We start from the raw sequence: 4,802 nt of genomic DNA, 5'->3' as shown, positions 1-4,802 counted from the left end.
CTCTTGGCGTTCTTCGGCCGCTTCTTCCCGAACACCGACCACCAGCCATGGTCGCGGCAGATCCGCCATGCGGTCCGCTCGCACATGCGCTGTCCGGCGGCCTCGGCTTCACCGGTGAGGAACCGGTAGCCGAACTCCGGGTCATCACGGTGAGCGTCGAACAGAGCGTTCGCGCGATAGGCCACGGTGATCTCGGTGTCCGTGACCGGCTGACGCAGCCAGCGGTAGTAGTGCTGGCGGGAGAGCGTGAGCACCCGACACGCAACCGCGACAGGGATGTTGTCGGCGGCGAGCTCTCTCACGAGCGGGTAGAGCCTTTTGCCGGCAGATGAGCCTGCGACAGGTAGGCCGCCGCACGGCGCAGGACCTCGTTCTCCTGCTCCAGCAGACGCACCCGCTTCTTCAACTCGCGGTTCTCGGCCGACTCCGACCTGGTGACGCCCGGCTCCTCGCCGTCCTCGACCTTCGCCTGGCGCATCCACTTCGACAGCGTCATCTCATGGACGCCGAAGTCCTTCGCGATCTGCGCGAGAGTGACGCCCTTCTCGCGGTTACGGGCCACGCGGACGACATCGTCACGGAACTCTTGAGGGTAGGGAACAGGCACGGCTACATCCTTCCAGGCCGCCCCACGGGCAAGCCAGATCAGATGACCCCAGACCCTGCATCAGTCCCATCATGGCCCAGATCGGGCTATTGCGGGCAGGCGAGGAGCCAGCCCGATTCGCGGAAGCGTAAGGGCCATGATCTCTCGCTCCAAACCAGCTCCACCCCAAAGCCGCTTCACCGACCCTGCGCCAAGCTGGCCGAGGGTTCCCGCTGGCATTACGGGTCAATAACATCACCACAAGACACTCAGTGACCATGCAGCATCTCGTGGGATAACTCCAGAGATACTCACTGCCGAAGTAACCGCCGTGGTCGGGCTGTGTACAGCCGAGGCCGCAGTACTCGGCCAGAGTGTGGCTGGCAAGGCGCTTCGCCGCCAAGCTGAACTTCAGCTTTCAGCAACCCGCGACCAAAGCCACATTGAGGTCGTCCGGGGCTCGTGCGCCGCGTACCTGGCCAGCGTCGCAGTCTTCCAAGCAGCGTCGTGGGATCTCACTGAGGCCCTGTACCACGCAGAGTCTAGCGGACAAGTTGGGTGCGGCAGTTTCCGCCCATAGCAACCACTTGGATGCATGGCACCGACAACATTCGGCAATCGGGCCTCGCCAGCGGGACAGCTGGAGCAAAGACGCCCAGCCCCTCGGTGAAGCCATTTGGGCTGCACGGAACGGGTTTGCGGGCGCTGTCCGTGAACATCTCATCGACCGCCGGGTCTAGGCGGCTAGGCAATCACCTCGCATCGGTGGCCGTCAGGTGCCCCATCCGTTGGGGAACCACGGGCGCCGGCGGGCAACTCAAGCGACGACATTCCCCGACCAACTCCATGTGGTCGAGAGCCGAGCTGCCTGCTCTCACGTGGGGGCGGCGAGAATTGAGCCCATGGAGACATCGCTGACTCGACGGTCTCAGAGATTGCTGACGGTCTGACTGGATTACAGGAAGCTCTCGCAGCACTTGTCAGACGCTAGCGTTGTGACGATTGACCGAACCTGTAACCCAACAAAGCGTCTTCCGCCCGGGCGTCCCCTAGTCGCAACCGCACATAGTCTTCCAATTGCAACCCAAGCTCACTCAAGTCACGATCAGGGACATTGTCACTGTTGATAAATGCAATGTACTGGAATCCTTCACGGAGACTGAAGTCTCGAGCATACCTTAAAGCCAAAGCAATTTGACGTTCGTCAACACCTTCGTAAAGCAAACTGTCATGGAGTAGGAAACCAGGGTGCCGGCCATGAGTCTGCCAAGTTCGAGTCAGTGCCATATCATACGAAAACATTGCCATGTTCTCGACGCCGTTGGAACCCGGGCGCGTCATGTTCACCTGGAATACAAATCCGCTCTCGTTCAGGCCGAAGTCGATATCTGCAGGTTCGCCGTAAAGATATCTGGTGACTTCCGCGAAGTGAGCAGTGACCGTGCTCCATTTCGGACGACGCTCAGCCCTGTCCAGCAGAGCGCGACTCAGTAGAGCCTGGCGTCCCGATGCAAGACTAGCCTCTCCCGCAGCTGAGCTTTCTAGCTCAGCAATTCTCTTATCGATCTCTTCCAGGCGTTCCATGGTGCGACCCAGACGCACTTGCAGTGCGCCGAGCTCTTCCACAGCACCACCTTGATTTAGGATATTGAGCAGCTCTGCACGACGGTTGTCGTTCTCCTCCAGGCAGGACTGAATTTCAGTGGATCTGGCACGGAGCCGCAAGATTTCGTTATGCAGATAGTCGCGACGATGCCTGGTCACTTCATTGTGAAAGTTGATCACATCAGAAAGATCGCGAGTCACACGGTCCGGAAAGAGCAAGCCCGCTTCTGCATAGATTTCGTGAACCCTGTCTAGATCGCCCGATGACTCAGTATTCATTTGCTGCTCATACTTGGAGATCACCTGAGCAAGGACCGCAGATTCGTTTCCGAGTTCTCGCATTTTTGACGTGATCTGCCGAGCTTCGGACTCAATGGCCTCGTATTCAGGCACAACCCGAAACCTAGCGATTTGCTCACTCATCCGCTGCTGGTCGGCAAAAAGGCGGACACGCTCATTCTCAAGACCTGAGAGAGTCGCGCGCTTCTTAGCAGCTGTACTCTTAGCTGGAGCTTTTACGGAAGCCTCATCGTCTTTCAGGTTTTGCCATTCGACCGCATGCCGCCAATTCAGGCCAATCAGATAGGCGTTGTATACCTGCTTTTGCCAGGACCGTACCTGCCGCGAAGTCGTGAATGGATCAATGTATGCATCCCGTCCCGACCGAGCAAAGTATGAGATCAGCGCTCTGAAGGTCGGCGCGTACTTTACCTCTCTAACACGCTCGTCAATGTCAAAGCACAGCAGGCCGAGCAACTCTCTCCACACCTTCAGCGACAGATCCCTCTGTCCGGTCAGAGATGCTTGCGTTCCGCGTAGCACGGGCAGTTGGTCTAGGTCTCCGACGAGCGTGATCGTTCCTGGCGATTGAAGGGAGCGACTCACAGAAAGTTGAGCATCACCAATTTCTAGGTCCACGATAAAAACCCAGTCAGAGCCTTTTAGCTGATGGATCACACTTTTCTTCGTGAGAGAGGATCCTAGGCAGAAATTGATCACCTCAACCAGGGTACTTTTCCCAACACCATTCCTGGAATCGCGATCCGTTGACTCGGAGTGACGCTCAGCCAGAATTATGTTGAGGCCATCTTCAAGACGCACCTCATGGAAGGAAGGCTTATTTGCTCCAACTCTTCTGATCTTCATCGACGCCACCGCAGTGTGCCCCCTTCTATATCAACGAGACCCACTACGTGGAGAAAGTCTAAACAGAGTACGAATCTCTCGTAAGAAATCCCTGTAGCCCTCTCACGCACGTCATCCCATAGAGAAGAGACTGTTGCCCCATCACGCCTATGCAGCAGAACCTCACCGGCCTGGCCAAGGATTGAGTTCGCTGTGTTCACGTATTTCGTCGGAGCAATCATTCGGCCGCCGCCTTAAACAAATCACAAACCTGAAACAGGTGAGCTAAGACTGCCAACCCCGCAGCCTGTCGATCGAACTCTTGGGATGCACCAGCCGCGAATATTTCCATGAGTACAAATAGCCCATCCCCGCTTACTCCGTTGCTATAATGCCTATCGTATTCACTACGGAACCCTGCTATTAAGCGTCGGGGGAAGTCCGGATCTACATGGATTGCGATGTTCTGTAGATAATCCGCGACCTGAGGAGCCTGCATCAGGCCCATTCTTATTTTCTTGGCGCTGCTAATACTAAGGTCATTCACAGCGATTTTTGCTTCGGGCGCTAAAGAGGAGAACCCTGTAGAGTCTGCGAGCTCTGACGTGATTATTCGCTTACAGACAACTTCTAGTTCTGGAAATTCGATACCGCTCATCTCAGTTTCTAACCTGCCGTTAACCCATTCCAGATGATCCTCTTTCATTGCGCGAAGCACATCATTCGGGTACTGGTCAGGCTGTCCATCTACTAGGCGGTGACAAGCCGCACATAGGAGCAAGAGATTCTCGAAGCTATTGCGCTTTGGCAAGGGGATGGAGCTATCGGCACGCGGGCCGTCCGGGGAAAACGCAATAATATGGGCGATGTCTCCGGTGATGGTCACACTGCTTACGTCCGTGGCAGGAAAGATCACAGACCTTCTGCATGTGGGGAAAGCACAACGACCGGCTGATAAGCCGAAGAGTTGCTTGATCGTTTGCTCTGAATACGAGCGACTGCTCCCCATGTAGCCCCCTAACGATCCAACACCTCGTCAGGTTACCGACGAGGACCGTGGTTGACCACCCGTCACCGTCCAACGAGACGGTCACGTTCCAGGGGGATGAGCCAACCAACTGCAGCGCTCGCGTCGACCTCTCGAAGGGCACGTGTGACCCGCTTCTGCGCAGCACCTGGCAGCATCTGGATGCCTAGTTGTATTGCCTCGTGAGGTTGGGGACGCGGCTGGCGGGTGGTTGGCCGCCGAGCGCGGTGTGTGCGCGGTGGTGATTGTAGGTGTGCAGCCAGTTGGGGAAGGCGTCGCGTCGTTGGGTCTCGGAGCGGTAAGGCCGGGCGTAGGCCCACTCCTCCAGCAGGGTGCGGTTGAGACGTTCGACCTTGCCGTTCGTCTGGGGCCGGTAGGCGCGAGTGCGCTTGTGCGTGATCCCGGCCGCGGCCAGCGTGTCGCGCCACAGACGGGACTTGTAGCAGGCGCCGTTATCGG

The 4,802-nt window shown here is 57.3% G+C and carries 5 protein-coding genes and 1 pseudogene; all 6 read right to left on the bottom strand.

The window, feature by feature from the left end; translation table 11 throughout:
- Positions 1-302, bottom strand: a pseudogene (locus H343_RS0124580) (IS3 family transposase); the annotation flags it as partial.
- Positions 299-607: an IS3 family transposase gene (locus tag H343_RS35685; RefSeq protein WP_028433283.1), complete on the bottom strand. Its 309-nt coding sequence runs from the start codon at positions 605-607 to the stop codon at positions 299-301. The pseudogene H343_RS0124580 and the gene H343_RS35685, both read right to left, overlap by 4 nt.
- Positions 608-1,573: 966 nt before the next feature.
- A complete protein-coding gene (locus H343_RS34535) occupies positions 1,574-3,337 on the bottom strand; it encodes a DUF2326 domain-containing protein (protein ID WP_486587034.1) in 1,764 nt (587 codons plus the stop codon).
- The gene (locus H343_RS36140; RefSeq protein ID WP_486587033.1) at positions 3,334-3,558 is read right to left on the bottom strand and encodes an ABC-three component system middle component 6; all 225 of its coding nucleotides are present in this window, start codon (positions 3,556-3,558) and stop codon (positions 3,334-3,336) included. The genes H343_RS34535 and H343_RS36140 overlap by 4 nt, the downstream gene beginning before the upstream one ends.
- Entirely contained in the window at positions 3,555-4,202 is a 648-nt protein-coding gene (locus H343_RS35395) for a hypothetical protein (RefSeq protein WP_158679616.1), read from the bottom strand. The genes H343_RS36140 and H343_RS35395 overlap by 4 nt, the downstream gene beginning before the upstream one ends.
- Positions 4,203-4,509: 307 nt before the next feature.
- Positions 4,510-4,802: integrase core domain-containing protein (locus tag H343_RS32705; protein WP_037905047.1), on the bottom strand; the 293-nt coding region annotated here is incomplete at its 5' end.

Source organism: Streptomyces sp. TAA204, assembly GCF_000424965.1.
Note: the sequence above shows the minus strand (reverse complement) of the source record. Positions and strands in the feature narration are given on the sequence as shown.

Excerpts from the sequence above, each read along its gene's own strand:
- H343_RS36140 (WP_486587033.1), bottom strand. The coding sequence starts at position 3,558 with ATGATTGCTCCGACGAAATACGTGAACACAGCGAACTCAATCCTTGGC.
- H343_RS34535 (WP_486587034.1), bottom strand. The coding sequence starts at position 3,337 with ATGAAGATCAGAAGAGTTGGAGCAAATAAGCCTTCCTTCCATGAGGTG.